At 66.7% G+C, this 24,554-nt stretch carries 23 protein-coding genes; 14 read left to right on the top strand and 9 right to left on the bottom strand.

The window, feature by feature from the left end:
- The first annotated feature begins 152 nt into the window (after positions 1–152).
- The 3 genes from SD196_RS11280 (at position 153) to SD196_RS11270 (ending at position 1,608) form a co-directional block, all read left to right on the top strand.
- Positions 153–752 carry a biliverdin-producing heme oxygenase gene (locus tag SD196_RS11280; protein WP_416311460.1) on the top strand — a complete coding sequence of 200 codons (600 nt, stop codon included), beginning with the start codon at positions 153–155 and terminating at the stop codon, positions 750–752.
- 85 nt (positions 753–837) lie between these two features.
- The gene (locus tag SD196_RS11275) at positions 838–1,182 is read left to right on the top strand and encodes a YbaN family protein (RefSeq protein ID WP_345774679.1); all 345 of its coding nucleotides are present in this window, start codon (positions 838–840) and stop codon (positions 1,180–1,182) included.
- A gap of 57 nt (positions 1,183–1,239) precedes the next feature.
- Positions 1,240–1,608 carry a YajD family HNH nuclease gene (locus tag SD196_RS11270; protein WP_275607555.1) on the top strand — a complete coding sequence of 123 codons (369 nt, stop codon included), beginning with the start codon at positions 1,240–1,242 and terminating at the stop codon, positions 1,606–1,608.
- Positions 1,609–1,898: 290 nt separating this feature from the next.
- Here the strand turns inward: SD196_RS11270 and SD196_RS11265 are convergent, their stop codons facing one another.
- The 3 genes from SD196_RS11265 to SD196_RS11255 all read right to left on the bottom strand — a co-directional run bounded on the left by SD196_RS11265 (position 1,899) and on the right by SD196_RS11255 (position 4,166).
- Positions 1,899–2,894 (bottom strand): LLM class flavin-dependent oxidoreductase, encoded by a 996-nt coding sequence (locus tag SD196_RS11265; RefSeq protein WP_331314237.1) that lies wholly within the window; start codon positions 2,892–2,894, stop codon positions 1,899–1,901.
- Positions 2,895–3,172: 278 nt separating this feature from the next.
- Positions 3,173–3,583 (bottom strand): arsenate reductase ArsC, encoded by a 411-nt coding sequence (locus SD196_RS11260; protein ID WP_275607557.1) that lies wholly within the window; start codon positions 3,581–3,583, stop codon positions 3,173–3,175.
- Positions 3,584–3,671: 88 nt separating this feature from the next.
- Positions 3,672–4,166 carry a DUF1543 domain-containing protein gene (locus SD196_RS11255; RefSeq protein ID WP_275607558.1) on the bottom strand — a complete coding sequence of 165 codons (495 nt, stop codon included), beginning with the start codon at positions 4,164–4,166 and terminating at the stop codon, positions 3,672–3,674.
- A 135-nt stretch (positions 4,167–4,301) separates the two neighbouring features.
- On the opposite strand from SD196_RS11255, the gene SD196_RS11250 reads away from it, so the two are divergent.
- The gene (locus SD196_RS11250) at positions 4,302–4,982 is read left to right on the top strand and encodes a TetR/AcrR family transcriptional regulator (protein WP_416311459.1); all 681 of its coding nucleotides are present in this window, start codon (positions 4,302–4,304) and stop codon (positions 4,980–4,982) included.
- Between the two features lie 76 nt (positions 4,983–5,058).
- Entirely contained in the window at positions 5,059–5,370 is a 312-nt protein-coding gene (locus tag SD196_RS11245; RefSeq protein WP_370601346.1) for a hypothetical protein, read from the top strand.
- 7 nt (positions 5,371–5,377) lie between these two features.
- Here the strand turns inward: SD196_RS11245 and SD196_RS11240 are convergent, their stop codons facing one another.
- Together SD196_RS11240 and SD196_RS11235 are read right to left on the bottom strand one after the other, a co-directional pair.
- The gene (locus tag SD196_RS11240) at positions 5,378–6,526 is read right to left on the bottom strand and encodes a DUF1615 domain-containing protein (protein ID WP_370601345.1); all 1,149 of its coding nucleotides are present in this window, start codon (positions 6,524–6,526) and stop codon (positions 5,378–5,380) included.
- An 83-nt stretch (positions 6,527–6,609) separates the two neighbouring features.
- A complete protein-coding gene (locus SD196_RS11235; protein WP_275607560.1) occupies positions 6,610–7,503 on the bottom strand; it encodes a DMT family transporter in 894 nt (297 codons plus the stop codon).
- 130 nt (positions 7,504–7,633) lie between these two features.
- Between SD196_RS11235 and SD196_RS11230 the strand changes: the two genes are divergently transcribed.
- The gene (locus tag SD196_RS11230; protein WP_370601344.1) at positions 7,634–8,071 is read left to right on the top strand and encodes an Lrp/AsnC family transcriptional regulator; all 438 of its coding nucleotides are present in this window, start codon (positions 7,634–7,636) and stop codon (positions 8,069–8,071) included.
- A gap of 195 nt (positions 8,072–8,266) precedes the next feature.
- Here SD196_RS11230 and SD196_RS11225 read toward each other — a convergent pair whose 3' ends face one another.
- Positions 8,267–10,627, bottom strand: coding sequence for a DNA polymerase II (locus SD196_RS11225; RefSeq protein WP_416311458.1), 2,361 nt, complete (start codon positions 10,625–10,627; stop codon positions 8,267–8,269).
- Positions 10,628–10,777: 150 nt separating this feature from the next.
- Here SD196_RS11225 and SD196_RS11220 point away from each other — a divergent pair, with 150 nt between their 5' ends.
- Positions 10,778–11,932, top strand: a complete 1,155-nt coding sequence (locus tag SD196_RS11220; protein WP_370601342.1) for a murein transglycosylase A — start codon at positions 10,778–10,780, stop codon at positions 11,930–11,932.
- A 17-nt stretch (positions 11,933–11,949) separates the two neighbouring features.
- On the opposite strand, the gene SD196_RS11215 is transcribed toward SD196_RS11220, so the two are convergent.
- Entirely contained in the window at positions 11,950–12,912 is a 963-nt protein-coding gene (locus tag SD196_RS11215) for an AraC family transcriptional regulator (RefSeq protein ID WP_275607564.1), read from the bottom strand.
- A 181-nt stretch (positions 12,913–13,093) separates the two neighbouring features.
- Between SD196_RS11215 and SD196_RS11210 the strand changes: the two genes are divergently transcribed.
- The 7 genes from SD196_RS11210 (at position 13,094) to SD196_RS11180 (ending at position 21,223) form a co-directional block, all read left to right on the top strand.
- Positions 13,094–14,020, top strand: a complete 927-nt coding sequence (locus tag SD196_RS11210) for a bile acid:sodium symporter family protein (RefSeq protein WP_416311457.1) — start codon at positions 13,094–13,096, stop codon at positions 14,018–14,020.
- Positions 14,017–14,760, top strand: coding sequence for a sulfite exporter TauE/SafE family protein (locus SD196_RS11205; RefSeq protein ID WP_275607566.1), 744 nt, complete (start codon positions 14,017–14,019; stop codon positions 14,758–14,760). Before SD196_RS11210 ends, SD196_RS11205 begins: the two co-directional genes overlap by 4 nt.
- Positions 14,757–16,550, top strand: a complete 1,794-nt coding sequence (locus tag SD196_RS11200; RefSeq protein WP_416311456.1) for an N-acyl-D-amino-acid deacylase family protein — start codon at positions 14,757–14,759, stop codon at positions 16,548–16,550. The genes SD196_RS11205 and SD196_RS11200 overlap by 4 nt, the downstream gene beginning before the upstream one ends.
- Before the next feature lie 946 nt (positions 16,551–17,496).
- A complete protein-coding gene (locus tag SD196_RS11195; protein WP_416311733.1) occupies positions 17,497–18,648 on the top strand; it encodes an MFS transporter in 1,152 nt (383 codons plus the stop codon).
- Positions 18,649–18,770: 122 nt separating this feature from the next.
- Positions 18,771–19,775: a GlxA family transcriptional regulator gene (locus tag SD196_RS11190; protein WP_416311455.1), complete on the top strand. Its 1,005-nt coding sequence runs from the start codon at positions 18,771–18,773 to the stop codon at positions 19,773–19,775.
- Between the two features lie 26 nt (positions 19,776–19,801).
- Positions 19,802–20,044, top strand: coding sequence for a DUF1272 domain-containing protein (locus SD196_RS11185; RefSeq protein ID WP_416311454.1), 243 nt, complete (start codon positions 19,802–19,804; stop codon positions 20,042–20,044).
- A 9-nt stretch (positions 20,045–20,053) separates the two neighbouring features.
- Entirely contained in the window at positions 20,054–21,223 is a 1,170-nt protein-coding gene (locus SD196_RS11180) for an MFS transporter (RefSeq protein ID WP_416311453.1), read from the top strand.
- Positions 21,224–21,427: 204 nt separating this feature from the next.
- Here the strand turns inward: SD196_RS11180 and nfuA are convergent, their stop codons facing one another.
- Entirely contained in the window at positions 21,428–22,012 is a 585-nt protein-coding gene (gene nfuA / locus SD196_RS11175; RefSeq protein ID WP_207885623.1) for a Fe-S biogenesis protein NfuA, read from the bottom strand.
- Between the two features lie 184 nt (positions 22,013–22,196).
- Positions 22,197–24,485: a fatty acid cis/trans isomerase gene (locus SD196_RS11170; RefSeq protein ID WP_416311452.1), complete on the bottom strand. Its 2,289-nt coding sequence runs from the start codon at positions 24,483–24,485 to the stop codon at positions 22,197–22,199.
- Positions 24,486–24,554 lie beyond the last annotated feature (69 nt).

Genomic DNA, 24,554 nt, shown 5'->3' with positions numbered 1-24,554 from the left:
TCGCTCCTACAGGTTGGCGTCACGCTCTTCGTAGGAGCGAGCTTGCTCGCGAACCCGCCCGACTCCAGAAGCATCCGGTAATGACAACCTTTACGCGATCCCCAAGCTGATTCGTCTCGTCAATAAAGCCCAGAAATTTCAAGGAATTGGACATGACCACCATGGAACTCCCCGCCCTGCGCTCGCAGCGCCTGAACGCGCTGACCCATGCCCCGCACGAGCGCCTCGACCATGCCGTGAAGGCCCGCGAGCCCTTCTCCAGCCGCGAGCGTTTCGCCCGCTTCGTGGTCGCCCAGTACCTGTTCCAGTCCGAGCTCCAGGCGCTCTACCAGGACGCCGAGCTCGGCACGATCTTCCCCGACCTGCCGCAGCGCTGCCGCGCCGAACAGGCCCGCCTGGACCTGGCCGACCTGGACACCGAGGTACCCGCCCCCGTAGCCGGCGCGCTGGCAAAACCCAGCCGGGCCCACGCCCTGGGCTGGCTGTTCGTTTCCGAAGGCTCCAAGCTCGGCGCCGCCTTCCTGATCAAGCGCGTGGCCGCCCTGGGCCTGGACGAGAACACCGGCGCCCGTCACCTGGGCGAGCCAGAAGGCGGCCGCGCCGAGGGCTGGAAGCGCTTCACTCGCACCCTCGACGCCCTGGAGCTCAGCGAGGCCGAAGAACGTGAAGCCGAGGCCGGCGCCATCGCCGCTTTCGAGCGTTTCGCCCACCTGCTGCAGCACAGCTACGACCGTGCTCCCGCCACCGTCTGACGCGGCCCCGCGCGTGCCCGCCGAAGCGGCGCACGCCACCACGCCCGGCCCTGCCCGCTCGCGTCTGGCGCGCATCGCGTTCGCGCTGCTCGCCTACACCAGCCTGGGCGTGGGCATGGTCGGTCTGGTGGTGCCGGGGTTGCCGACCACCGAGTTCGTCCTGCTGGCCGCCTGGGCCGCCGCGAAAAGCTCGCCGCGCCTCGCCGCCTGGCTGGAGAATCACCGGCTGTTCGGCCCGATCCTGCACAACTGGCGCAATGGCCGCGCCGTCGCCCGCCGCGCCAAGATCAGCGCCAGCGTCGCGATGCTCGCGGCCCTGGCGATCATGCTGGTCACCCTGCCCCACGGCCTGTGGCTGTACGCGGTGATCCTCGGCATGGCTATTGGCAATCTGTGGATCTGGTCGCGTCCGGACATGCCCAAGCCGTAGTCAGCGCGCGGGCGCGGGCCTATGCTGGAAGTCCGACCCACACTGCCAGCCAGAGCCATGAGCCAACCCACCAGCAAAGTCGACGCCGTCCTCGCCGAAGCGCAACGCCGCCGCGAAAGCAGCTACCGCGAAAAGGCCCTGAAGATGTATCCCTGGATCTGCGGCCGCTGCGGCCGCGAGTTCAGCGGCAAGCGCCTGAGCGAACTGACCGTCCACCACCGCGACCACAACCACGACAACAACCCCGAGGACGGCTCCAACTGGGAGCTGCTGTGCCTCTATTGCCACGATAACGAGCACCAGCGGCAGGTGGACCTGCATTACCAGAACAGCAACGACGCCGGCGCCAAGGGCCCGAAGGTCACCCACAAGGGGCTGGCCGGGCTGGCGGACCTGCTGAAGAAGAAGGAAGACGGGCAGGCCTGACGGCCGCCCAGTCCCTCGTAGGAGCGGATTTATCCGCGATCCGGCAGCAAGACCGACCACGTCAATCGCGGACGGAGTCCGCGCCTACGGGTGCCCATTCATTACGCCGAAGGTCGGTTTGCCTGTAGGAGCGAGCTTGCTCGCGAACGAGCCCCGCTGCGGAGTCATTCGCGAGCAAGCTCGCTCCTACAAAAGGCCGATCAGGCGCTTCGAACTCAACCACGAAGCTGCCGGTCAGCCGACGTGTATCGGCGCACAACCGCGAACGGTTGTACGCCCTACCCAAGCCCTCAGCGCACGCCGGCAACGATCTCCAGCGAACGCAGCCGCAGCTCGTGGTCGTAGATGTCGCTGGTGAAGATGATCTCGTCCACCCCGGTCTGCTCCAGCAGGATTTCCAGGCGGCTGCGCACCTTCTCCGGACCGCCGATCACCGCCAGGCCGAAGAAGTTGCCCACCGCATCCTGCTCGTGAGGCAACCACAGCCCGGCCATGCTCTTCACCGGTGGTTTCTGCTTCAGGCTGTCGCCACGGATCAACGCCAGCACGCGCTGGAAGGCGGTGGTCGCCAGGTACTCGGCTTCCTCGTCGGTGGGCGCGGCGATCAGCGGCACGCCGATCATGGCGTAAGGCTTGTCGAGCACCGCCGAGGGCTGGAAGTTCTCGCGGTAGATGCGCAGCGCATCATGCAGGTAACGCGGCGCGAAGTGCGAGGCGAAGGCATAGGGCAAGCCCTTCTGTGCGGCCAGGTGGGCGCTGAACAGGCTGGAGCCCAGCAGCCAGATCGGCACGTTGGTGCCCTCCCCCGGAATCGCCAGCAGCGACTGCTGCGAGCGACGCGGGCCGAGGAGCATTTCCAGCTCGGCGACCTGCTCGGGGAAGTCGGCTCCGTCGCCCAGGCGGTCGCGGCGCAGTGCACGCATGGTGGCCTGGTCGGCGCCCGGCGCGCGGCCCAGGCCGAGGTCGATGCGGCCCGGATACAGGGTTTCCAGGGTGCCGAAGTTCTCCGCCACCACCAGCGGCGGATGGTTCGGCAGCATCACCCCGCCGGAGCCGACGCGGATACGCTCGGTCTTGCCGGCGATGTGGCCGATCAGCACGGCGGTGGCCGAGCTGGCGATGCCGTCCATGTTGTGGTGCTCCGCCAGCCAGTAGCGGGTAAAGCCCAGGCGCTCGACGTGGCGGGCGACCTCGACGGCGTTGTGTAACGCCTCGGCAGCGCTGCCCTGGTCGCGCACGGGCACCAGGTCGAGCATGGAGAAAGCGATATCGGACAGGGACTTCATAGGCACTCCGCTTCGGGTCACGCAGACGCCGTAGATGGGCGTCGCGGACATGACTTTGAGCGTGACTCTATCGACCACCTCCCCCGCTGACCACTCGTCGGGATCGATAGTGCTCATGAAGGCCAGTGATAAAGGAAATAGCGGGATGCCATCATCGCTTCACGCAACCGTCACCCCGTTGTCATGCGCAGCCCACAGAATGCCTCCCAGCTGAAGGACCAGCGCCCATCCAACAGAAAGCCCGCGATCAGCGGGCTTTTTGCTTTATGGCACGGGCCTCAACGGTTCTTCACCATCTCGAACAGCTTCAGGCGATCGCTCAGTTCCTGCAGGGTATGGCGGAACGGGTCGTGCTGCTCGCTGGTGGTCGGGTCGGCGAAATTCCACACGATCACCTCGCTGGAGCTGGGCAGCTCCTCGCCTTCGCTGCTGGACTTGTCGCACAGGTCGATCAGGTAATCGAAGTGCTGGCCGCTGAACTCATCGATGGATTTGCTGCGCAGCCCCTCGGTGGAAATGCCGGCGTGCTCCAGCACTTCGCGGGCGCGCGGATCGATGGCGCTGGGGCGGATACCGGCGCTGAAGGCTTCGAAGTGCTCGGCATCGGAATGCCGCAGCAGCGCTTCGGCCATCGGCGAACGAGCATCGTTGGCGACGCAGACGAACAGGACTCGGCGTTTCTCGGTCATCACTACCTCGGCACGGGACGCGGGTTCGGCCCCCTTATACGCCAGGTTTTGTGACAACGCCGTGTCGAATCGATGAAGGCGTCCGGAATCAACCCAGCACGATGTAGTCGCTGCGTTGCACCACCCCGCGATGCTCGCCGGCCAGCAGGTGGACGTACCGGCCACCTGCCCGGTCGATGGGCAGGCAATCGTCGACGTCCAGCAGGGCATCGGTATGCGGCTTGTCCCAGCCGCGCGGCAGGCGATGCTTGCCCAGCGCCTTGGCCTGCGCCGCATCGCGGGCGACCACCAGCAGGTAATGGTGCGCCTCGCCGAACTGGCCGGGCTCGTAGCCGCCCAGGTTGATGAAGAACAGCCGTGGCTCGCCCGGCGCCGGCTGCTGGTCGCTGAAGGCCACGCGATAGCCGTCGATGCCATCGACCTCCAGCCAGGAGTCGATGTGCAGGCCCTGCGGGCTGCCGAACCAGGCGTCGCGCAATTGCGGGTAGCTGGCCTCCAGGCTGTCCGCCACGGCGAACACCACGTCGTGCACTTCGATCTTCGCGCGCGGATGACGTCCGCCCAGCATTACCACCAACAACATCGCACCCACTCCTTTCGACTGCGGCCGCTCTGCAACGGCCATTTCCCGATAACGGAACGCATCCTAAGAAAAAAACACCCTAATCGCTATATAGACTTGTATATTTTGATTCCCCGTATCCGTCCCGCCCGATCCATGAACACAAGCACTACCACCCCGCGCTCCCGCAATGCGCGTCCCAGCCTCAGCATTCGTGACCGCAATCGCCAGCGCATTCTCCTCGCCGCAGGCGAGGAGTTCGCCGACAAGGGCTTCAGCGCCGCCAAGACCCAGGACATCGCCCTCCGCGCCGAGGTGCCCAAGTCCAACGTCTACTACTACTTCCAGACCAAGGAAAACCTCTACCTGCGCCTGCTGGAAAACGTGGTGGACGCGGTGCTGGAAGCCTCCGCCCTGCTGCGCGAATGCGACGATCCGGCCTGGGCGCTGCCCGCGCATATCCGCGCACGCCTGCACATCGCCCGCCAGTGGCCGCAGGCGTACAAGGTCTTCGCCAGCGAAATGCTCCACGGCGCTGCGCACCTGCCACGGGAATGGCTGCAGCGCCTGCGCGCGGAATCCGCCCGCAGCCTGGAATGCATCGCCGCCTGGATCGACCGCGGCCTGCTCGCCCCCGTGGACCCGCAACACCTGCTGCTGAGCATTTCCGCGGCCACCCGCACCTACGTGGATTTCGACTGGCAGATCGCGATGATCACCGGCAAGCCACAGCCGGAAGCCGGCGACTTCGAAGCGGCGGCGGCGACCATCATCCGCCTGGTCCTGCGCGGCACCGAGCCCGAGCCGGCGACCCGGCTGCGCCCCTTGCCGCTGTAACACGCGGCGGAGGCTGCACTAAGCTTGGGATGTCTGCACGGCCACGCTCCGTGCCCACATCCGCCTGGGAGACGCCATGAAATCGCTAACGACCGCCGCCTCGCTGCTGATTTTCACCTCGCTCGGCGTGGTGCAGCCTGCTGCCGCCGCCATCCCCATGCTCAATTACGACTGCCCGAACGACATCCAGGTCCACACCGACGAGGGCGGGCCGGTCTACATCAACGGCAAGGAAGCCAAGATCAAGCAGAGCAACGACAAGTACATCGAGGCCAAGGGCGAAGGCGTGACCGTCTCCATCAGCCTCAACGACGACGGCACCGCCACCGTGTCCTACACCGGGCCCAAAGGCGCCAACGGGGTCTGCGAGCCCGCCGAAGGCGACTGAATCCGGCTCAGGGCTTTTTCGGCGCCCGCCCCAGGCAGCGCTTGTAGCGCTCATCCACGCGCTGGGCGAACCAGGCGGTGGTCAGCTGGCGGGTGATCTTCGGGCTGTGCAGGGTGATGCCCGGCAGTATCGCCCGTGGCAATGGCTTGCCGGCAGCACGCTCGCCCAGCGCGAAGACCTTGGTGTACAGCGTCGACTTGGCGAACTCCGGCGTATCGCCCTTCTCCAGATCGCGACGGATGTCCCGCTCGCTCATCCCCAGGCGCGGCGCCAGGGTGCGTACCGCCTTTTCCGTACTGCCGGCGTCGTAGCTGCCCGGAAGGATCAGGTCGCCATCCAGCGCCAGGGTGATACCACTGGCCTCGCTCACCGCGCGCTGGAAGGCGGCGTTGCGACTGGCGTACCAGCCGGCGTTGAAGTCGGCGAAACGGTACAGCGGCTGCGAATAGTCCACCGGGTAACCGAGCAGGTGGGCGATACCGAAGTACATACCGCCGCGCCGGCTGAACACCTCGCGACGGATGCTGCCGTCCACCGGATACGGGTAATTCTCGGCGTGAGCCTGGGCGAAGGCGATGCTGACCTGCATCGGCCCGCCGGTATGTACCGGGTTGAAGCGGCCGAAGAGCTGCTGGCCGAGCGGTACGCCGCCGATGAAGTCATCAAAGATCGCGCTCAGCTCCTTCTCCGTACGCACCGCCGCCAGGCGCTGGCTGTAGCTGCGCCCGTTGGGCGACTTCAGGCTCAGCGCGGCGTCGATCAGGATGCCCGGCACATGCAATTTGCCGGCGCGCCGGTCGATCTCGCCACGGGCGATCTTGCCCAGCCCGGGCACGGCGGGGTCGGCCGTGTAGTTGGACTCCTGCTCGGTCACCGCCAGCACCGAGCAGAGGTTCTGGGTGGTTGGCGCGATGCGTTGGGCGCTGAACGCAACCTGGATGTCCCGCGCCCAGCCGGGGCGGTCGGCGACGCTCGCCGGCATCAGCTTCGCCACGGTCGCGCGCACTTCTTCCGGGGTCGCCTCCGGCGCGCTCGGCCGGGTGCCGCAACCGGCCAGCGCCAGCAATGCGGCCAGGCCCACCAGGTGTAGAGACTTGATTCGAGGGAGAGGCCAGTCCAGGCCGGGGGTATCTGCCGTCGGGGCAGCCGCATTCATAGTCCGTTCCTTGCTTGGAGACCGCCTACAGGACCTTCGCCGGGCGGCGCAGGTTCCCGAGCATTGTCAGCCAAGCAGGGATTTCAGCGCCAGGCCAGCCGCCGCAGGTCGAAGCTCCAGCCCCGCTGCATGCCGGCGGCGGCCAGCAGGATAGCGACCACGCCAAGCCATTGCAGCGCCGTCAGGCGGTGGCCGAAGGCGAACCAGTCGACGAAGATCGCCGCGATTGGATAGATGAACGACAGCGCGCCGGTCAGCGCCGTCGGCAGCCTCTGAATGGCACCGTAGAGCAGCACGTACATGATGCCGGTATGGACGATGCCCAGGGTCGCAAGGCTCGCCCAGGCGGTGCTGGCCTGCGGCAGCGGCGAGAGGTTCGCCCAGGGCGCCAGCAGTAGCACGCCGGTCACCGCCTGGATCAGCGCGATCAGGTGCGGCGGCACCCCGCTCAGACGCTTGATGATCAAGGCCGCCAGCGCATACAGCGCCGCCGCGCCAAGCGCCAGGGCAATGCCGCCGAGGTAATCGCTGCCCGCCTGCCCCGCCTCGCCGTGCGCACTGACGATGGCCAGCATGCCGAGGAAGGAAACGCCCAACCAGGCCATCTTCTGTGCACTCAACCGCTCGCCGAGGAACAGCGCGCCCAGCAGCACCAACAGGAACGGCTGCACGTTGTACACCGCCGTGCCGATGGCGATGGACGCCCGCGAATAGGAACCGAACAACAGCACCCAGTTACCGACGATGGCCACGCCGCTGAGCAGCGCCAGGCCGAAGGTGGCTCGAGTGAGGATGCCCGGCCGCAGGAAGCCCATCAGGCCGCAGACCAGCAGCAGGGTCGCGGCGCCGAACACGCACCGCCAGAACACCACATCCAGCACCGGTTGCCCCGAGATCACCACCAGCCAGCCGATGGTGCCGCAGATCAGCATGGCGCTGACCATTTCCAGGGTGCCGCGTCGAATCTGCTCGTTCATGGTTCACCTCCTTTCGTTGGCGCTCAGTATGAACGGGTGATTCGGCACACTCCATCGCCTGGCAGAGGCAAAACCCAAGGTTCACCTTTACTATCAAGGCAACTCTCGCCATTTACCTTTCGAGACCGCCATGACCGACGAAATCGACCAATTGCTGATCGCCGCGCTGATGGAAGACTCCCGCCTCTCGCTCAAGGCCCTAGCCCAGGTCAGCGGCCTGAGCGCTCCCAGCGTGGCCGAACGGCTGCGCAAGCTGGAGGAACGCCAGGTGATCACCGGCTACACGGTGAACGTCGACCCGCGCGCCTTCGGCTACCAGTTGCAGGCCATCGTCCGCGTGCGGCCGCTGCCGGGGCGGCTGCAGGAGGTGGAGAAGCAGATCATGGCGATTCCCGAGTTCACCGAGTGCGACAAGGTGACCGGCGAGGACTGCTTCTATGCCCGGCTGTGCGTGCGCTCGATGGAGCAGCTGGATGAGTTGCTGGATCACCTGAACGGCTTTGCAGAGACCAACACGGCGATCGTCAAGAAGACCCCGGTGAAGCGGCGGTTGCCGCCGATGGGGTGAGCCCCATATGCGTAGGGCGTACAACCGTTCGCGGTTGTACGCCGTTTCGCCTTGTCCATCAGCTTCACGGTCAAGCTCGAAGCGCCCTTCAGCTTGGCTACGTGCTGCCCCCCGGAGCGAACATCCATCATGGTCAAACGGCGTATAACGTCGAACGTTATACGCCCTACGCTCCTTTCAACCTTGAGCGCCCGCTTAGAACAAACCCATCTGCCGATCGATCAGCGAACTGAAATCATCCTCCACAAATGGCAGGATGGCATCGGCAATCGGCTGTAACTGCCGGCTGACGTAATGGTCGTAGTCGATGGGCGAGCTGCGGGTCTCCAGCGGCTCCGGGCCGTTGACCGTGATCACGTAGCTGATCCAGCCACCGTTCTGGTATTGGCGCGGCCGCCCCTGGCGCTGGTTGTACTCGTCGGCGATCCGCGCGGCGCGCACATGGGGCGGGACGTTGCGCTCGTAGTCGCCCAACTGCCGACGCAGGCGCTTGCGGAAGATCAGCAGCTCATCCTGCTCTCCGGCCAGGGTGCGATTCACGTAATCGCGGACGAACTCGCGGTACGGCTGGCGCTGGAAGATGCGCAGGTACAGCTCCTGCTGGAACTGCTGGGCCAGCGGCGACCAGTCGGTGCGCACGGTTTCCAGGCCCTTGAAGACCATCTCATCGCTGCCGTCGGCGCGCCGCACCAGGCCGGCATAGCGCTTCTTGCTGCCCTCCTCCGCGCCCCGGATCGTGGGCATGAGGAAACGCCGGAAGTGTCGCTCGAACTGAATCTCCAGCGCACTTTCCAGTCCGTACGCCTCGCGCAGATGTTCACCCCACCACTGGTTGACGTGGCGCACCAGCGCGCGGCCGATCTCCGCCGCCTCGTCCTCGCCATGGGCGCGGCCGAGCCAGACGAAGGTGGAGTCGGTGTCGCCGTAGATCACCCGATGCCCCTGCGCCTCGATCAGCTCGCGGGTGCGGCGCATGATCTCGTGGCCGCGCAGGGTGATCGACGACGCCAGGCGCGGGTCGAAGAAGCGGCAGCCGCTGGAACCCAGTACGCCGTAGAAGGCGTTCATGATGATCTTCAGCGCTTGGGACAGCGGCGCGTTGCCGTCGCGCTTGGCGGCATCGCGGCCCTGCCAGACGCGCTCGACGATGGCCGGCAGGCAGTGTTGGGTGCGAGAGAAGCGCCCGCCACGGAAGCCGGGAATCGAGGCTTCATCGGAGGGATCGCTCAAGCCCTCCACCAGCCCCACCGGGTCGATCAGGAAGGTGCGGATGATCGACGGATACAGGCTCTTGTAGTCCAGCACCAGCACCGACTCGTAGAGCCCCGGCCGCGAGTCCATGACGAAGCCGCCGGGGCTGGCCTCCGGCGCCTTGCCGCCGAGGTTCGGTGCCACGTAGCCCAGGCGGTGCATCGGCGGCAGGTACAGGTGGGTGAAGGCCGCCACCGAGCCGCCGCTGCGGTCCGCCGGCAGGCCGGTGACGCTGGCGCGTTCGAGCAGGAAGTCGAGGATGCGGGTCTTCTCGAAGATGCGCGTGACCAGTTCGCAGTCCTTGAGGTTGTATTTCGCCAGCGCCGGCTTGTCCTCGGCGAAGCGGCGGTCGATCTCGGCCATGCGGTCGTAGGGGTTGTCGATCGACTTGCCTTCGCCCAGCAGATTCTGCGCGACGCTTTCCAGGCTGAACGAGGGAAAGCTCCAGAACGCCGAACGCAGCGCCTCGATGCCGTCGATGATCAGCCGCCCGGCCGCCGCGGCGAAGTAGTGATTGCCGGAGGCGTGCTGCCGCCAGCCCATCTCGTCGCCGCCCCGCCCCAGTCGCAGCGGGACGTCCAGGCGCTTGGCGTGTTCCTGCAGCACACGCAGGTCGAACTGCACCAGGTTCCAGCCGATGATGGCGTCCGGGTCGTGCTCGGCCAGCCACTGGTTCAGGCGCTCCAGAATTTCCGCCCGGCTGTCGCAGTACTCCAGCTCGAAGTCACGTTCGCCATCGACGCCATTGGCCGGGCCGAGCATGTAGACCTGACGCTGGCCGCAGCCTTCCAGGGCGATGGAATAGAGGTCGCCACGGATATTGGTTTCGATGTCCAGCGAGACCAGTTTCAGTTTCGGCCGATAGTCCGGCGCCGGGCGCAGTTGCGCTTCGGTGACGCTGCCGGTGTCGCCCGCCTTGCCGCTGAAGGTCACGGGCGCGGTGATGAAGCGCTCCATCAGGTAGCGCTCGGGCGGGCGGATGTCCGCCTCGAACACCTCGACGCCGGCCTCGCGCAGGCGCTTCTCCAGGTTCATCAGCTGGCGATGCTGCTGGCAATAAAGGCCCAGCACCGGGCGCTGCTGGAAGTCGCACAGACCCAGCGGACGCAGCTCGGCACCGCGCTCGCCGGCCAGCAGCTTCTCGGCGCGGGCGCGCTGCTCGGCCGGCACGAAGGCCACCGACGTCTGTGGCGACAGCAGCACGTGCCGGGGGCCTTCATCGGTGGCCAGCCAGAAGCCCACCTCGGTGCCTTCGGGCGTATCCCGCCAATGTCGGGTCAGGACGAAACCCTGCCTTGCCTCCACGCTCTAACCATCCGTCTGTCGAATCACGCCTCATTCTACCGGTCCGCCCGCGGATTCGTTGCAAGGCGTGTAAATCCGACCGATGCGTTTGACGCACGCCCCGCGTCTGCCCAAGCTAGCGGGCTTTCGTTTGCCTGCCAGGATTCGCCTGTGACCGTTTCGCCCCGCCACTGGACCCGCCCTCTCCTCGCCTCCCTCTGCATCGCCACCCTGCTTTCGGGCTGCGGCCTGTTCGGCAAAAAGCCCGAAGAAGCCAAGGCGCCGACCTATTCCAAGGCCGACTGGTCGGACCTGCCGAAAACCGCTGACAACGACGTCGTGGAGGGCTTCAACGCCTGGCGCTCGGCCTGCGCGGTGCGCCTGAAGAAGGATGAAATCTGGGCTGCCACCTGCACCCAGGCGCTGGGTGTGCCCGCCTCGCCAGCCGCGATCCGCCAGTTCATGCAGGACCACCTGCAGCCCTACCAGCTGCGTGCAGGCAGTGGCAGCGAGACCGGCCTGATCACCGGCTACTACGAACCGGTCTACCGCGGCAGCCTGGAACGCAGTGCGCAGCACGGCGTACCGGTATACGGCGTGCCGTCCGACCTGGTGGTGGTGGCGCTGGACAGCGTCTACCCCGAACTCAAGGGCAAGCGCCTGCGCGGCAAGCTCGACGGCAATACCTTGAAGCCCTACGCGGATGCCGCTGGCATCCGTCGCGAAGGCGTCGACGCGCCGGTGCTGGCCTGGCTGGGCGACCCGATGGACCTGCAGTTCCTGCAGATCCAGGGCTCGGGCCGCGTACAGCTGGACTCCGGGCGCCAGTTGCGCCTGGGCTACGCCGAGCAGAACGGCCGCCCCTACAAGCCGGTGGGCCGCTGGCTGGTGGAACAGGGTGAGCTGAGCAAGGACGAAGTGAGCATGCCGCGCATCCGCGACTGGGCCCGCGCCCACCCGCAGCGAGTCGACGAACTGCTGGCGAGCAATCCCAGCTACGTGTTCTTCAGCCAGCGCCCGGACAGCAACGAAGGTCCGCGCGGCTCGCTGAACGTACCGCTGACCCCCGGTTACAGCGTGGCCATCGACCGCAAGGTAATCCCCCTGGGCAGCCTGATGTGGCTCTCCACCACCCGCCCCGACGGCGCGCCGGTAGTGCGCCCGGTGGCGGCGCAGGATACCGGCGGCGCGATCGTCGGCGAGGTACGCGCGGACCTGTTCTGGGGCACCGGCGATGCCGCCGGCGACCTGGCCGGGCACATGAAGCAGGAAGGCCAGCTGTGGCTGCTCTGGCCAAAGGGCGCGGAGCTGCCGGGGGCGTCCTGATCACCGGAGTCTGCTTTCTATAGGCCAGTCTGGCCCTGGCGGAACTGCCCCGGCGTCATCCCGCTCCAGCGGCGGAAGGCCTTGGCGAATGCGCTCTCATCGGAGAAGCCGAGCTTTTCTGCGACTTCGGCCAGGCGCGGCGACTCACGCAGCAACTGCTCGGCCATGCCGTGCAACACCTGCTCGCGCAGCAGCTTGAAGCTGGTGCCTTCGTCGGCCAGTTTGCGGTTGAGATGACGGCCACTGAGCGCCAGTTGTTCGGCGACCCGTTCCTTGCCCCAGCGCGGCTGCTGGCGCAGCAGGTGCTGCACCTGGGCCGCCAGGCTCTGCGCGCCCAGGCGCTGGAGTTGTGCGTCGGCCAGCGCGCGCAGGTGCTCACGCATCAGGGCGTTGGCCTGGATCAGCGGCACGTCGAGGTCCGCCAGGGTAAAGCCCAGGGCGTTCTCCGCTGCGGCAAATTCAACGGGGCAACCCAGCGCCTGATCGTAACGGGAACGCTCCGCCCGCGCCCGGTGCCCCAGCGTCAGGCGCGCCGGGGTCACCCGCTCGCCAGTGATCCAGCGGGTCAGGTGCACCAGGCTGGCCAGTGCTGCTTCCACCCGCTCCTCCCGCCGCACCTCGTAGCTGGGCCGATAGAGCAGAAGCACCCCAGCGCCATCGCGCTCAAGCTGGAATTCGCTGCCCTCGGCGATGATCGGGTAGTACTCCAGCAAGGCCTCCAGCGCTTCGCCGAAATGCTCGCAACTCATCAGCAGCGCGCCGACCATGTCCAGGTGGCCGACCTGCAGGGCACTGCCCAGGCGCAGCCCCACCAAGGGGTCGTCGGAGGCCGCGCACAGGCCCTCCCAGATCCGGTCCTGCACGGCCAGCGGGATACGCGCCTCCACGGGCAGTTCGGTGGGCACCGGCAGGCCCAGGCGCTGTGCGGCCTGGAGGATGCCCTGGGCATAATGGACAGTGATCGAAGGGTTGTGGGGCATGGTCCCGAATTAACCGCGCGAAGTCTCGAAAGAGCCATTACCCAAGGGCAATGGTTCCCTATGCTTGCCAATTACAACGATAAATACAAACAAGAGTCGCCTTGCATGCACGCCAACAAAGAAGCCGCGCCCCGAGCGCCGGCCACTGCTTCGTCCGCCCCTGCTCGACAGGAGGCCGGCGATGCCTGACGTCCACCTCGAGTTCTCCGGCGGTTCGATGATCGCGCTGAACGCCATCATCGCCCTGATGATGTTCGGCGTATCGCTGGAACTGCGCCGCGACGACTTCACTCGCATCCTGCGCCAACCCAAGGCTCCGGTGATCGGCATGCTGGTGCAGTTCCTGCTGCTGCCCGCCGCCACCTGCCTGCTGACCATCGTTCTGCCTATCGATCCGGAACTGGCACTGGGCATGATCCTCGTCGCCACCTGCCCCAGCGGCACCTTCTCCAACATCATGACCTGGATGGCCCGCGGCAACGTCGCGGTGTCGGCCAGCGTCACCGCGGTATCCGGCCTCAGCGCCGGGATCTTCACGCCGCTGAACTTTGCCCTCTATGCCGGCCTCAACCCGGCCACCCGCGAGCGCCTCACGCAAATCCACCTCGACCCGGTGGAGCTGGTCGGCATGGTGCTGCTGGTGCTGATCCTGCCGATGCTCGCCGGCATGGTCCTGGGCCGGCAGAAGCCACAACTGGCGCGCAGGCTGGAGAAACCCCTGCGGCAGCTGTCGTTGCTGGTGATGCTCGGCTTCGTCGGCATGGCCTTCGCCAAGAACTTCCCGCAGTTCATCGGCTACTTCCACCTGTTCTTCTGGCTGGTGCTGCTGCTCAACGGCATGGCCCTGCTGCTCGGCTACACCTGCGCACGCCTGTGGAAGCTGCCGGACGCCGACGTGCGCGCCGTAACCCTGGAAAGCGGTATCCACAACTCGGCGCTGGGCATGGCGCTGATTCTCACCTTCTTCCCGCAGGCCGGCGGCATGCTGCTGATTGCGGCGTTCTGGGGCTGCTGGCAGTTGTTTTCCGGCCTCGTGCTGGCGCAGTGGTGGGCACGCCGCGAGCCGCGGGATGCGGCCCTCATCGCCGCCAGCGAGGGCAACCGGTGAACGCGCCCGCCATCGCCCTGGGCGGTTTCATCCTGCTGGCCTACACCCTGGAAGCCATCACCGGCTTCGGCAGCGTGGTAATCGCCCTCTCCCTCGGCGCGCTGCTGATGCCCATCGAGACGCTGCTGCCGATCCTGGTGCCGCTGAACATCGGCATGACCGGCTACCTGTGCTGGCGACATCGGCGGCTGATCGACATGGGCCTGCTGCTACGCACCGTGCTGCCGGGCATGCTGGTGGGCATGCTGGTCGGCTACCTGCTGCTGCCGCACCTGGACCCGCAGCCGCTCAAGCGCGGCCTGGGCGTGCTGATCCTCTGGTTCGCCGGCCGTGAACTGTGGCGTCTGCGTGCCAGCGCACCGGAGCGCGGCCGTACGCCGAACTGGGTGGTGCGCCTGGCCACCGGCGCGGCGGGCGTCTGCCATGGCCTGTTCGCCTCGGGCGGGCCGCTGCTGGTCTACGCCCTGGCCACCCGCCCGCTGGACAAGACCCGCCTGCGCGCCACCCTGGTCTGCGTCTGGTTCACCCTGAACGGGCTGCTGACCATCGCCTTCCTCCTCGACGGCCGCCTGCGCCCGGCGCTGCCCCAGGTGCTCGCCTACGCGCCCTTGCTGCTGCTCGGCGTATGGCTGGGTGAGCGCCTGCACCACCGCTTCGAGGAACGCCACTTCCGTCTCGCCATCCACTGCCTGCTGCTGGTCAGCGGCGTCCTGCTGCTGTCGCCCTGGAGTTTCCTGTGAGCTACGACATCATCATCAAGAACGGCCTGTACTTCGACGGCAGCGATGCCCCCGGCAGCCTGCGCCACGTCGGCATCAAGGACGGCCGCATCGACACCCTGAGCCTCAGCCCGCTGGACGAAAGCGGCTGCCCGGAAGTGATCGACGCCGCCGGCAAGTGGGTCACCCCCGGCTTCCTGGAAATCCACTCGCACTATGACGCCGAGGTGATCGCCGCGCCGGCGCTGAAGGAGTCGGTACGGCATGGCGTGACCACCGTGTCGGTGGGCTCCTGCTCCATCAGCATGGTGCTGGGCGAGGCGGAAGACTGCTCCGACCTGTTCACCCGTGTCGAAGCGGTGCCACGCGAGCAGGTGCTGCCGATCCTGCGCGACAAGCGCACCTGGAAGGACGCCAAGGGCTACCGCGCCTTCTACGAGCAGCAGCCGTTGGGGCCAAACCTGTGTTCGTTCCTCGGCCACTCCGAACTGCGCGTGGCGGTAATGGGCCTGGAGCGTGCCATCAGCGGCGCCAAGCCGACCGAAGCCGAACTGCAGCGTATGGAGGAATTGCTGGAACAGGCGCTGGATGCCGGCTGCTTCGGCCTGTCGGTGATGACGACACGGCTGGACAAGATGGACGGCGACCGCGCCTGGTCCAGCCCGCTACCCTCCACCTTCGCCAGCTGGAAGGAATTCTCCCGGCTGTTCGCCGTGCTGCGCCGGCGCAACGCGCTGATGCAGGGCGCGCCCAATGCGGTCACCAAGATCAACGTGTTCGCCTTCCTCTACCAGGCCCACGGCTGGTTCCGCCGCCCGCTCAAGTGCTCGATGCTCACGGCGCTGGACCTGAAATCCCAGCCTTTCATGCACCGCATCACCCGCGCCTCCGGCTGGGTCGCCAACCGCGTGCTGCGCGGCCGGTATCGCTGGCAGACCCTGCCCGCGCCCTTCGTGGTGCGCATCGAGGGGCTGAACATGAACGGCTTCGAGGAGTTCGGCGCGGGTGAAGTGCTGCGCGACATCAAGGATCCGGACGAGCTCTACACGCGCATCCAGGACCCGGCCTTCCGCGAGCGCTTCAAGAAGGACATCAAGGCCACCCTCAGCCTCGGCCTTTGGCACCGCAACCTGTCCGACTGCTGGGTGCGCGAATGCCCGGACGCGTCGCTGGTCGGGCGCAACTTCGAGGACATCGGTCGCGAGCACGGCATGGATGCGGTGGACGCCTTCTTCGAGCTGGCCGGCCAGTACCGCAACGCGCTGAAATGGACCACCTGCTACGGCAACCACCGCCCGCAGATCATGCGCAAGCTGCTGGCCAGCCCCTGGACCCAGCCGGGCTTCGCCGATTCCGGCGCGCACCTGGCCTCCCACGCGCAGTACAACTTCCCGCTGCGCTTCCTCAAGTACGTGCGCGACGCCGAGCTGGCCGGCGAAGGCTTCATGGAGACCGGCCGCGCGGTGCACCGGCTGACCGGGGAACTGGCGGATTTCGCCGGGATCGATGCGGGTTACATCCGCGTGGGCGACCGCGCCGACCTGGTGGTGGTCAATCCCGCCGGCCTGACCGATGAGCTGGACGAGGTCAGCGAGGCGCCCATGGAAGGCCTTGGCCTGACGCGGCTGGTGAAGCGCAATGACGCTGCGGTGGACGCTACGCTGATCAATGGGCGTGTGGCCTATCGGCGCGAGAGAGGATTCCCCGAAGCGCTGGGCAAGGAGCGTGGTTTCGGGCGCTTCCTGCCGGGGCGGGATGTACTAAGCCGGCCGCAGGAGGTTTCGTCAGGAGCACCGGCCTACGGCGGCTGATCGTGTCGGTTTTCCCGGTGGTTCGCGAGCAAGCTCGCTCCTACGAAGAGCGCGCCGGAGTATGCCTGTAGGAGCGGGCTTGCTCGCGAACCCGCCTGACTTATCGGCTAATCCCGGCCGAAAGCGTGAGGCGCTTTCGAATGCGGATTCGCTGCCCGCGGAGGGATTGCGCGGACAAGGTCCGCTCCTATGAGATGCATCTGCGCTCGGGTTGGCCCTCACCCTAACCCTCTCCCAGGGTGAGAGGGGACCGTCCGGTGCAGGATGAAACTACTCTGTCAGCCGGCACGATCTGGCTCCCTCTCCCTGAGGGAGAGGGCTGGGGTGAGGGGGAAGCCCTGGCACAGATTCAGCCGGGACAAGACAGTTGCTCCTACACAGAGCCTGACCGGGAACGTAGGGCGTATGACGTTCGACGTCATACGCCGTTTAACCTTGGTTTCCGGCCACACGGACTTCACGCTGGAAGCCTTTCACCGAGCGCTTCGAACTCGACCAATGCGCCCACTGACGATCATGGTGCATCGGCGTACAACCGCGAACGGTTGCACGCCCTACGGTTACATGACCACCCAATCCGCCGAGATTGACGCCCCGGCGCGCACTCACTAGAGTGCGCGCTTTCCTACGATCTCCGCTGTACCCGTACCATGTCCCCGATTCACCGTTGCGCCGACCCATTCTTCGCCCTGCTGCGAGAGCCCCCGCGCGTACGCAAAGTTGATACGGTGCTGCGCCGTCGCCGCAGTGTGCTGTTCGCCTTCACCTTCTCCCCTCCCGCCGGCTTCTGAGCCGGACGCCGCGCGCTTTCGCGCAGGCTTTTCCGCATTCCGATTCCGCTCACCGGCACCGGCCGGCGGGCTCGTTCGCATGTGTTGGCCCCGCCGCTGGAACGCCGGGGCCGGAGAAGGTTTCCATGAACAATCCATCCCTGAACAATCCATCCCTGAACAAGCCGCTGCTGGCGGTGCTGCTGTTCGCCGTCTCCATCGTCGGCCTGAGCCTGGGCGCCACCCTGCCGCTGGTGGCGCTGCGCCTGCTGGACGAGGGCGCCAGCGCGCTGCAGATCGGCATCCTTTCGGCCGTGCCGGCGGCCGGCATGATCCTCGCCGCCACCCTGGTCGACCGCCTCTGCCAACTGATGAGCCGGCGCCGCCTGTACCTGCTGTGCTTCGTGCTCTGCACCGCGAGCACTGCGGCCATCGAGTTCAGCGGCCACTCGCTGTGGCTGCTGGGCGCCGCACGCCTGGCCCTGGGCGTCGGCATGGGCATCGCGATCATCCTTGGCGAAGCCTGGGTCAACGAGCTGTGCGGCGAGAACAATCGCGGCACCATAGTCGCGCTGTACGCCACCAGCTTCACCGCCTTCCAGCTGCTCGGCCCGACCCTGGTGGCGGTGCTCGGCGCGCAGACGCCCTGGGTGGTGCTGCTGGTCAGCGCCGGGCACCTGGTCGCGCTCGCCACCGTGGCGTTGGCGATGCCCGAGGAAGGCATCCACGAGCACGTCGAGGAACCGCGCAGCTTTTCCCTCGCCGGCTTCCTGCGGGTGGCACCGGCGCTGTGCATGGGCGTGCTGTTCTTCTCCTTCTTCGACAGCGTGGTGCTGTCGCTCTTCCCGGTCTACGCCTCCAGCCACGGCTACGCGGTGGGCATCGCCGCCTTCATGGCCACGGTGATCCTGCTCGGCGACATGATCTGCCAGTTGCCGCTGGGCTGGCTCTCCGACCGCCTGGATCGTCCCACCCTGCACCTGGCCTGCGGAGTGGCCGCCACGCTGATCGGCCTCGCCCTGCCCTGGCTGATAACCCAGCCTTCGTTGCTGTGGCCGGCGCTGATGCTGCTGGGCGCAGTGGCCGGCGGTGTCTACACCCTGGCCCTGGTGCTGATCGGCCAGCGTTTCCGTGGCCGCGACCTGGTCACCGCCAACGCCTCCGCCGGCATGCTCTGGGGCGTCGGCAGCCTGCTCGGCCCGCTGCTCAGCGGCAGCCTGATGGACCTCGGTCCGCAGGGCGTCCCGGTGGCTCTGGCGCTGGCGGCCGGGCTGTTCGTGGCCACCGCGGCGGCCTCGCTGCGGCGCACGGCGGCGAGGCACGCCTGACGGCAGGGCTTCCCTCAGGCCTGCGGCAACACAGGCAAAATGGCAAGATTTGTGCGATGACTGGCATTGCAGCCAAGGTCAGCCACCGCCACACTCGTTCCATTACCTGAACGAGGCCCAGCATGGAATCGACGCGCCAGATCGCCTGCCTGATCTACCCCGAGGTCATGAGCCTGGACGTCACCGGGCCGCTGCAAGTGTTCGCCTCCGCCAATGTCGAACGCCAACGCCAGGGTCTCGCGCCGGCCTATGCGGTGCAGGTGCTCGGCGAACAGCCCGGGCCGGTGGCGACCTCGGCGGGCTTGCGCATCTGCGCCGATGCCGCGTGGCGTGATGTCGATCCGGCAACGCTGGATACCCTGCTGGTGCCCGGTGGACTTGGCGTGGAGGCCCAGTGCCGGAACACCGACCTGCTGCATTGGCTGGCTGCTGCCGAACCTCGGGTGCGCCGGCTCGGTTCGGTGTGCTCGGGCGCGCTGATCCTCGCCGCCGCCGGTGTGCTCGACGGGCGTCCAGCCACCACCCACTGGGCCGACGTCGATACGCTGTGTGCAGGCTTCCCCGAAGTCCTGGTCCAGGGCAACCGCCTGCACACCTACGATCCGCAGCGGCGCGACGGTGACGATCACGTCTTCACCTCCGCCGGTGTTACCGCCGGCATCGACCTCGCCCTGGCGCTGGTGGAAGCCGACCTTGGCCGTGCCCTGGCGCTGGCGGTGGCGCGGCGGCTGGTGATGTTCCTCAAGCGTCCCGGCGGGCAGGCGCAGTTCAGCCACTGGCTGACCCCGGAGCCGAGCCGCACGCCACGCCTGGCGGCGCTGCTGGAGTGGATTCCGGCCAACCTCGGAGCCGACCTGTCACTGGAAGCCCTGGCCGAACAGGCCTGCATGAGCCCGCGCACGCTGTCGCGGGTGTTCATCAACGAACTGGGCATCGGCCCCGGCCGTTACGTCGAACGGGTACGCCTGGAAGCGGCGCGCGCGCTGCTGCAGGACGCCCAGGCGTCGATCAGTACGGTGTCGCGACTCTGTGGTTTCGGCCATCCGGAGAACCTCCGCCGCACCTTCCACAAGCACCTGGCGATCAGCCCCCAGGAATACGCCGAGCGCTTCGGCCAACTGCACTGACTCCAACCCCTGCAAAGGACTTTGCCATGCTCGAACTTCGACCCAGCTGCGAATGCTGTGACCGCGATCTGCCCGGCGACAGCGCCGATGCACGCATCTGCAGCTTCGAATGCACCTTCTGCACCGACTGCGCCGAGCAGGTGCTACACGGCCGCTGCCCGAACTGCGGCGGCGAACTGGTGCCGCGCCCTCGCCGCCCGGTGGAGAAACTAGCGGCCAATCCGGCGTCCACCCATCGGGTGCTCAAGCCCGCTGGCTGCCAGGGCTGAGGGCGCGCCATGCTACTGCGCATCCCGGCGATCCGCCTGCTGTTCGCCAGCCAGGCGCTGTACTGGTCCTGCTCGCTGATCGGCATCACCCTCACCTCGCTGGTCGGCGCCCAGCTCACGCCGCTCAACAGCCTGGCCACCCTGCCCCTGGCGATCCTGGTGCTGGGCAACTTGCTGGCGGTGCAACCGCTGTCGCTGTTCATGCAACGCCATGGCCGTCGTCGCGGCCTCCTGCTGGGAGCTGCCTGCGGCGTGCTCGGTGGGCTGCTTTGTGCGCTGGGCGTCTGGCTGGCGGACTTCCTGCTGTTCTGCCTCGGCGCGCTGCCGATTGGTGCTTATCAGGCGTCGGCCATGTATTACCGCTTCGCCGCGCTGGAAGCGGTGGACGAGACGCACAAGGGCCGCGCCACGGCCTATGTGATCGGCGGCGGCGTGCTGGCCGCGCTGCTCGCGCCGAGTCTGGCGCTGTGGTCACGCAATGCGCTGCCGGCGCCCTTCGTGGGCTCCTACCTGGCGATTGCCGGGCTGGCGTTGCTGGCCATCGCCGTGCTCAGCCGCTTGCCGGAAGGCGCGGCGCCCGCACCGTCCACCGGAGGCTGGAAGGTGATGCGCGAGCTGCTATCGCGACCGGCGATCCGCGCGGCAATGGCCTGTACCGCCGCCGGCCACGGGCTGATGATCCTGATCATGAACGCCACGCCACTGGCCATGAGCTTCTGCGGATTGCCGCTGGAACGCTCGGTCAGCGTGATCCAGTGGCACGTGCTGGGCATGTTCCTCCCCGCCTTCGTCGCCGGCCCGTTGGTGGATCGGCTTGGCGGGCGCCGCGTGGCCTGGCTGGGTATGGCGCTGCTGGCGGTGAGCGCGGCGGTGGCCCTGAGCGGGCAGTCGGTGGCGCAGTTCCTGGTCAGCTCGCTGCTGTTGGGCATGGGGTGGAACCTGATGCTGATCGCCGGCACCACCCTGCTCGCCTTCGGCCATTCCCCCCAGGAACGCGGCCACGCGCAGGGCCTGATGGAGCTGGGCAACGGCAGCCTGGCGGCGCTGATGTCCTTCAGTTCCGGCGCGCTGATCACCAGCATCGGCTGGAACGCGGTGAACCTGCTGGTGTGGCCGGTGCTGCTGGTGGCGCTGGTAATGCTCTGGTCGGGGCGCAAGGAGTTGGCGGTCAACCTGTGAGTACGGTACGGCCGGGTGGATTTCGCGGATAAGATCCGCTCCTACGGTGACGCAGGGAAGCGCGGTGCAGGCGCGTAGGGCGCTGGGACCAAGGCTGATCGGCGTATAACGCGGAGCGTTATACGCCCTACGATTCTGCCCTCTGACAATCCACAAACGAAAAAGGCGACCCGAAGGTCGCCTTTTCGCTGCTCGATCGCCAACTCAGTAGTAGGCGTTCTCGCGGTTGCTGTGGTCGGTGACGTCCCGCACGCCCTTCAGTTCCGGGATGCGCTCGATCAGGGTCTTCTCGACACCGTCCTTCAGCGTCATCTCGACCGCGCCGCAGCCCTGGCAACCACCGCCGAAACGCAGCACGGCGATGTTGTCCTCGACCACGTCCACCAGGCTCACCTGACCGCCGTGGCTGGCCAGCCCCGGGTTGATCTCGGTCTGCAGGTAGTAGTTGATGCGTTCGGTGAGCGGGCTGTCCTCGTTGACCATCGGCACCTTGGCGTTGGGCGCCTTGATGGTCAGCTGGCCGCCCATGCGATCGGTGGCGTAATCGACGATGGCGTCTTCCAGGAAGGGCTCGCTGATGGCGTCGATGTAGGCGGTGAAGTCCTTCAGGCCGACCGGAGTGTCTTCCGGCTTCTGCTCGCCCGGCTTGCAGTAGGCGATGCAGGTTTCGGCGTAGGTGGTTCCCGGCTGGGTGATGAAGATGCGAATGCCGATGCCGGGGGTGTCCTGCTTGGACAGCAGTTCGGCCAGGTAATCCTGTGCGGCTTCGGTGATGGTAATAGCGCTCATGGCAACTCCTCGCAAACGTGGCGCCAGTTTACGCCATTCGGGGGTGAGGTAGAAAGCCCTACTGATTTAGTAGGAATAATTCACAACTGGAAGATCGCGCTTTTCTGTAGGAGCGAGCTTGCTCGCGAACCAGACTCCGCTGCGAGGCCGTTCGCGAGCAAGCTCGCTCCTACAAGGGATGGCGTCACAGGTTCTCGTAGCGGTTCATGTCCAGGATGCCCGCCTCCACCGGCTCGGTTTCGCGCAGGTAGGCGTCGAGGTCGTGGAAGTAGAACCAGAACTGCGGATGGCTGCGGCGGATGCCCCAGCGGTCGGCCACCTTTTCGAAGTCCGCAGCGGATTTCACCTGCTCCAGCGCGCCGACGAAGTCGCCCGCCTCACTGGCCTTCAGGTTGAACATGAAGTTCGGGTAGCTGGAGAGCACGCCGGGATAGATGGTCAGGGTGTCCAGGCCCGGCTGATAGCGCAACGATTCGCCCGCAATGAAGGCAACGTTGCTGTGGGCACGGTTGCGCAACACGGTATAGATCTCGCGCTGGCCGTCGGGCAACTCCACCCGCAGTATGGTCGCTTCAGGAAACTCATTGATCGCCGCAAGTCCCGCCGCCGGGCGGCTGACCAGGCGGCTGAAGGCCTGCTCGGCGTCCTGCAGCGGCGCGGCGACATTGTTGCGGTAGCAGGCACCGTCCTCGCACATATTGATGGGGTCGGGACGCGCGTTGAGTGCCACGTAACGCTTGAGCAGTTGCTGGGCAAAGGCGTTCTTGGCGCCCTTATCCGGCAGGAACAGCCCGGTCGGCGCGTCGCTGTCGTTGCTGTAGTAGTCGGCCCACATCTTGAACTTGCCGCTGTTCTGGTACCAGTCGTCCAGCAGCGGCTTGCGCGCGACCGTCGGCATCAGGCGCAGGAAGTTCTGCTCGGCACCGTTGCGGATCAGGTCGAAGTACAGCCGTGTCTGCGCCTGGTGCGCGACGTTGCCGTAGACGTCGAAGTTGACCACCAGCCCGTAGTAGGTGCGTTCGAACAACGGGTAGTCCAGCCACCAGATGGTCTGCGGAATGCCGCCGATCAGGCCCTTGCGCACCGAGGCGCTGTCGTACTGGCGGAAAATGCTGAGCACGGCGTTGTCGTTGCCGGCCCAGACATCGGCCCAGGTCGGCGCCGGCGAATCGTCATAGACGTCCTGGCGCAGCTCCTCGTAGGCGTTGCGCTTGTCGCGATAGGCACGCCATTGCGACAGCATCGCGCCCATCTCATCGATCTGTCCCGGCAGCGCCAGCAGCGGCGAGGCCTGGGCGCGGAAATCCGGATCGGTGACGTAGAGATCGTGCTGCGGATCCTGGAACAGTGCCCAGAAGTTGTCGCGGATCACGTCGGTAGCGATCTGCCCACGACACACCGGTCCACGGATGAAGGTCCGGACGAAGTACTCGGCGTTGTCCAGCATGAACTGGTAGCGCGCCTGCGGCGGGATCGCGGCGAAGGTCTCGAACGGATTGGCGCGGTGCTGCAGGCCATAGCCGGGCACCCTGTCGGTGTCCCAGTCGCTGCCATAGAACAGCTCCTGGGTGCGCGCCAGCTTGGCTGGATTGAGTGGGTAGGTGATGTGCGTCTTGTGCACGATCACACCCTGGATCGGCCAGAGCCGGTAGTAGAAGTTGTTACCCGGATCGTCGTTCGGCCGACGGGTGGCGATCGGATCGATCGGTTGGCCACTGGGCGTGCGCGAGCGCACCAGCTGGAAGAAATGTCCGTCCTGGCCGTTCTCGGTGAAGTACAGGTGGGCCAGGAACAGGTGCTCGTAGAGCCAGCGCGAGACCAGACTCTGGCGCGCGCCCGGCTGGTTCAGGAAGCGCTCCCAGTCGGCGATCTGCCCCGTCTCAGCGGGGCTCGGCTGCCAGGCCTGTTCGTCCACCGGCGCGCCCTGGGCCAGCCAGGTCTTGATGGTCGAGAGCTGCTTGTCGGTCAGGCCGGTGACAGCGAACGGCATGCCGCTGCGCGGGTTCTTGCGCACGAAGTCGTCGATGCTGTCGGGGGTCGGGCACTGGTTGGTGCGGTTGATCGAGAGGTCCAGCCCGTCGGGAATCTTCGCGTTGGGCACCAGCGGGTGCGCATGGCCCAGGTCGATCATCCGCGCCATCAATGCGGCCTGGTCGCCACGGCCATCGAGCACGGACCAGAAGTCCTTGCGCCGCCAGGCATCCGCGCCGTGGGCATCGAGGAACAAGCGGGTGGTGTCCTGCGCCTTCGTCCGCGCGCCATCGTACACCGGCAGCTTGTTGGCGCCGCGCTGGGCGCCTTCGGCAGCGCTCAGGTTGAGCTGGCACGGCGAGTCATAGCAGGCGTGGCAGGCCACGCACTTCTCGGTGAAGATCGGCTGGATGTCCTTGGTGTAGGACAGGCCCGCGGCCTGGGAAAACGCTGAAAGCATCAGGGATGCGATGAACAACGTGAAGCGTGCTCGCCGGGACATGTAGGGCTCCAGACCTTCGGAATGGGCGGATTCTAGCGGGAACGCCGCCGCGGCGCTGCCTATCCGAAG

Origin of the sequence: Pseudomonas macauensis (genome assembly GCF_047902425.1) — a bacterium.
Taxonomy (GTDB): Bacteria; Pseudomonadota; Gammaproteobacteria; order Pseudomonadales; family Pseudomonadaceae; genus Pseudomonas.
The sequence above is the reverse complement of the archived record's forward strand: the minus strand, read 5'-3'. Positions and strand labels throughout refer to the sequence as shown.